At 43.8% G+C, this 3,908-nt stretch carries 5 protein-coding genes and 1 pseudogene; all 6 read left to right on the top strand.

The features are described from left to right. Positions 1-356: pseudogene (locus BG32_RS00260) on the top strand (hypothetical protein); the annotation flags it as partial. After that, positions 356-1,495: a radical SAM family heme chaperone HemW gene (gene hemW, locus BG32_RS00255; RefSeq protein WP_006492548.1), complete on the top strand. Its 1,140-nt coding sequence runs from the start codon at positions 356-358 to the stop codon at positions 1,493-1,495. The pseudogene BG32_RS00260 and the gene hemW, both read left to right, overlap by 1 nt. Beyond that, complete coding sequence (locus BG32_RS00250; protein WP_006492547.1) at positions 1,479-1,928, top strand: ferritin family protein; 450 nt, start codon at positions 1,479-1,481, stop codon at positions 1,926-1,928. The genes hemW and BG32_RS00250 overlap by 17 nt, the downstream gene beginning before the upstream one ends. Further along, positions 1,928-2,431 carry a dCMP deaminase family protein gene (locus tag BG32_RS00245; protein ID WP_006492546.1) on the top strand — a complete coding sequence of 168 codons (504 nt, stop codon included), beginning with the start codon at positions 1,928-1,930 and terminating at the stop codon, positions 2,429-2,431. The genes BG32_RS00250 and BG32_RS00245 overlap by 1 nt, the downstream gene beginning before the upstream one ends. Positions 2,432-2,444: 13 nt before the next feature. Beyond that, positions 2,445-3,281, top strand: coding sequence for a 2-oxoacid:ferredoxin oxidoreductase subunit beta (locus tag BG32_RS00240; protein WP_006492545.1), 837 nt, complete (start codon positions 2,445-2,447; stop codon positions 3,279-3,281). Beyond that, positions 3,278-3,889, top strand: coding sequence for a 2-oxoacid:acceptor oxidoreductase family protein (locus tag BG32_RS00235; RefSeq protein WP_006492544.1), 612 nt, complete (start codon positions 3,278-3,280; stop codon positions 3,887-3,889). The genes BG32_RS00240 and BG32_RS00235 overlap by 4 nt, the downstream gene beginning before the upstream one ends. The last annotated feature ends 19 nt before the right edge of the window (positions 3,890-3,908 follow it).

Raw genomic sequence — 3,908 nt, 5'->3', positions numbered from 1 at the left:
TTGGTCTATACCTTTATGCAAAAGAATATGAGCGAAGTCTTAGAATTAGAAACATGGAAAGCAATGTTGTCGCAACTGTTGACCTTAAAACAAACGACTCGCTAGGCGAGGTTGGATATGGTATAGGTATAGGAATGAACTACTTGTCCTTCGATCCCGGACTGGCCTTCGCAGGCAGCTTTATTGTTCCCGCAGGCGATTTGAGGCTTATGCTTTCTCCTACAGTAATGGTGAGCATGCGTGGAATTGACGCTCAGTTACTTATCTCGAAACTTGGGAGTGATGATTCAATCTTTGCTGGAATCTCGGTAACAAACTTCAATCTCAACGGGATCTTCATGAGGCTTATTTTCTGATGGGCATGGGACTCTATATCCATATTCCTTTTTGCGCGAGGAGATGCTCATACTGCGATTTTTGCACGGTTGAGTATGATGGTGATCTCGTACGACAATACAACGACTTGCTGAAGAAGGAAGTAGAAATGTATCCAGCTTCAGAGAGGGTTGAGACTCTTTACTTTGGAGGAGGTTCGCCTTCCTTATATCCTGTCGAGCTTCTTAGGGATTTGATGTCGTTCATTTCCTGCTCATTTGATGCCGCGCCAGTGGAGGTTACAATAGAGGCCAACCCCTGGGAACTCAATATAAAAAACCTTAAGCAGTGGAGGGATATTGGATTCAACAGGCTCTCGATCGGTATACAATCATCGGAAAGGGAGATCCTCGAACGATGCGATAGACCCGTCCCTAAGAATCTCAGAGACAGACTGATGGCCAGCAGAGATATCTTTGAAAACCTAAATCTCGATTTCATTCTGGGGTTACCTGGAGAAAACGAAAGCAACGTTGCCGGAAACCTTGAAATGATTAGCGCCATAAACCCGGATCATGTATCGTACTATGTTTTTGATTCTGACCACGAAACTAAATTGATGCGGCTTGTCCATGATGATATCATTGATTTACCGAGACAAGAAATAGTAGAAGGCCTTCACGATATTATTCTTGATTCTTTAAGCAAAATGGGGTTCAGTAGATATGAGATCTCATCATGGGAGAGAGGACGTCGTGAGTGTCTTCATAATCTCAAGTATTGGCGAAACGAGCAATATATGGGCTTTGGCGTTTCAGCCGGTAGCCACTTCGATAGAAAGAGGTACGTGAATACTTCGGATCTCCTTGAGTATCGATATCTCGTTAATCTTCGAAGGAGACCGGTTCTTGAATTGAGGGCGAACTCAGTCATTCAAGAGGTTTTTGAAACGCTTTTTATGGGACTAAGACTGGTGGAAGGCGTTGATTTATCAAAGCTGGAACTTCCCGATGAGTTGAATAATACTTTGGTCTCCAAGCTTAGAGCTCATCTTGGTGACTACCTTTCGCCAGATAACAGTCGAATAAGATTGAACGATAATGGAATGGACTTTTCTAGAAGCGTTCTGGAGAAGCTTATCGATATCAAGGAGGAGATGGTGATTGCTTTCTCCACATGAAATACTCGAGTTGGCAGTGAAAGTCGAAGAAGCCGGGGTAAGCTTTTACAGGGAACTTGCAGAAAACGTTGATGATGAAAGTAAGCGTTCACTCTTTAGATATCTTTCGAAGCAAGAAGATGGACATGCGGAAACATTCAAGTTTCTGCTAAGGAAATTCGAAGAGGAGTCCCTCGAACTCATAAACTGGGATGACTCAAGGGCATACGTTGAAGACCTGGCAAATGGTAGTGTTTTCTCCAGAAGTCTTCATGATTCTATGAGCAATTCCGATTATCAGAAGATAATTTCTCTTGCAATTGAAGCTGAGAAGAAAAGCATAGCATTCTACGAAAGCATTCAAAAAAACGCAAGATTTACCACAGCAGATGCCCTTAAGAGGATTATTAAAGAAGAGAATAATCATATTGAACTTCTGAAGGGAATGATGTGATGTCTGCAGAAGATCTGTCGGATTTTCTTAAGGGTTTCTCCACACACAAACCGGAAAGTAAAGCGGAGAGCTGGGATTCATATTTCATGAGACTTGCCTACCAGGTTCGGGAAAGGTCCAGCTGTCACCACAGGAAGGTCGGAGCTTTGATTGTTAGGGAGAACAGGATACTGTCTACGGGTTATAACCAGCCACCTTCGGGATTTCCACACTGCGATGAAACCGAGTGCATTCGAGACGCTCTTGGAATCCCTTCCGGTCAAAACCAGGAAATTTGCTATGCGGCCCATGCCGAACAAAACGCGATTGCACAAGCAGCGAAATTTGGAATAGCGACCAATGGATCAACTATTTATGTAACTCATCGTCCGTGTTCGATTTGCGCCAGACTTATAATAAATGCGGGAATAAAGAGGGTCGTTTTTTCTGAGGGATATCCTGACCCATTGACCGAGTTCATGTTTGAAAAAACAAATGTCACGATGACACAATTTACGAAATGAATGGGAGGAAATCATGGCTATTGCAAGGCTAACTAAGTATTTGAGGCAGGATAGAATGCCTCACGTTTGGTGTCCCGGTTGTGGGAACGGTGTCATTATGAAAGCATTCATAGATGCTGTCGACAAAAATGCTCTCGATCCAGACAGAGTCTCTGTTGTCTCGGGAATTGGTTGTTCTTCAAGGGTAACGGGCTATCTTAACTTCAACACTATGCATACTCTTCACGGTAGAGCAATAGCGTTTGCAACGGGGGTCAAGCTTGCCAGACCTGAGTTTAAAGTTGTTGTGATGGGTGGGGACGGAGATATGCTCGCAATTGGCGGAAATCACTTCATTCATGCTTGCAGACGGAATATGGATATAACGGTGATAATATTCAACAACAATATATATGGAATGACCGGGGGGCAGTACTCTCCAACCACACCTCATGAGAAAATCGCATCGACTTCTCCGTACGGCAATGTAGAGAACTCATTTGACATTGTCAATCTGGCACTTGCCTCGGGAGCAACATACGTCGCAAGATCAACCGTCTTTCACTATGCGCAGATGGTTCAGTTCATTCAGAGGGCCCTCGATCACAAAGGTATGGCAGTAGTAGAAATAATGACCAACTGTCACACATACTACGGTAGATACAACGCCATGTCACAACCTGAAGACATGCTTGCCTATTTCAAGAAGAACACAGTGCAAATTAACAAGGCCAGGACAATGTCTCCAGAGGAATTGGCCGATAAAATCGTGGCCGGTGAATTCGTAAACAAGAATGCTGATACATACAGCGATAGCTACAGAAAAAAGATCGAGGAATTGATGAAGGCAGAAAGAGGTGACAATGGATGAAGCAAGCGTTCACACAACCTCATTCAGTAAGGATTTCGGGTATTGGGGGCCAGGGCAACGTTTTGATGGGAATAATTCTTGCCGAAGCCCTAATTATTCAAGGAAATTGGGTAGTTCAAACCCAATCCTACGGGGCTCAGGTGAGGGGCGGACTCTCGTATTGTGACGTGCTTTTTAACAGTGAACCAATCGACTATCCCAAAGCTCATTCCTTCGAACTAATTTACTCGATGCATCAGACGGCTGTAAACGCTCATGTCCCTCTCTTACATGTGAACGGAGTACTGATAGTCGACTCCACCATGGTCAGTTCTATTCCAAAAGAAGGAGTAAGAATGACCAGAAAGATTATTCAGAAACCAGTCACCGAGCTTACTGAAAAAAAATTCGGCAGCACTCTTCCAGCAAACATGGTCGGATTGGGCCTAATAGCCAGAGCGGGAAGTTTCGTGACTACTCAGTCCCTTAAAGAGGCCATGACGAAACACATTAAAGCGAAATATGTTGAAATGAATGCCCAGGCGATTGATTTCGGTTACTCACTAATAGAGAAGTCTTACAGTATTAGAAGAGAAAGAATCGATTCTGTCGGCCGGGGATTCGAATGAGAAAGTTTGTTAGAAGCCT

It is taken from the genome of Mesotoga sp. HF07.pep.5.2.highcov, assembly GCF_003666285.1.
Lineage (GTDB): Bacteria > Thermotogota > Thermotogae > Petrotogales > Kosmotogaceae > Mesotoga > Mesotoga prima.
Note: the sequence above shows the minus strand (reverse complement) of the source record. Positions and strands in the feature narration are given on the sequence as shown.

What these genes read in the sequence shown, in the direction of transcription:
- hemW (WP_006492548.1), top strand. Translation starts at nt 356, where the DNA reads ATGGGCATGGGACTCTATATCCATATTCCTTTTTGCGCGAGGAGATGC.
- BG32_RS00245 (WP_006492546.1), top strand. Translation starts at nt 1,928, where the DNA reads ATGTCTGCAGAAGATCTGTCGGATTTTCTTAAGGGTTTCTCCACACAC.
- BG32_RS00240 (WP_006492545.1), top strand. Translation starts at nt 2,445, where the DNA reads ATGGCTATTGCAAGGCTAACTAAGTATTTGAGGCAGGATAGAATGCCT.
- BG32_RS00235 (WP_006492544.1), top strand. Translation starts at nt 3,278, where the DNA reads ATGAAGCAAGCGTTCACACAACCTCATTCAGTAAGGATTTCGGGTATT.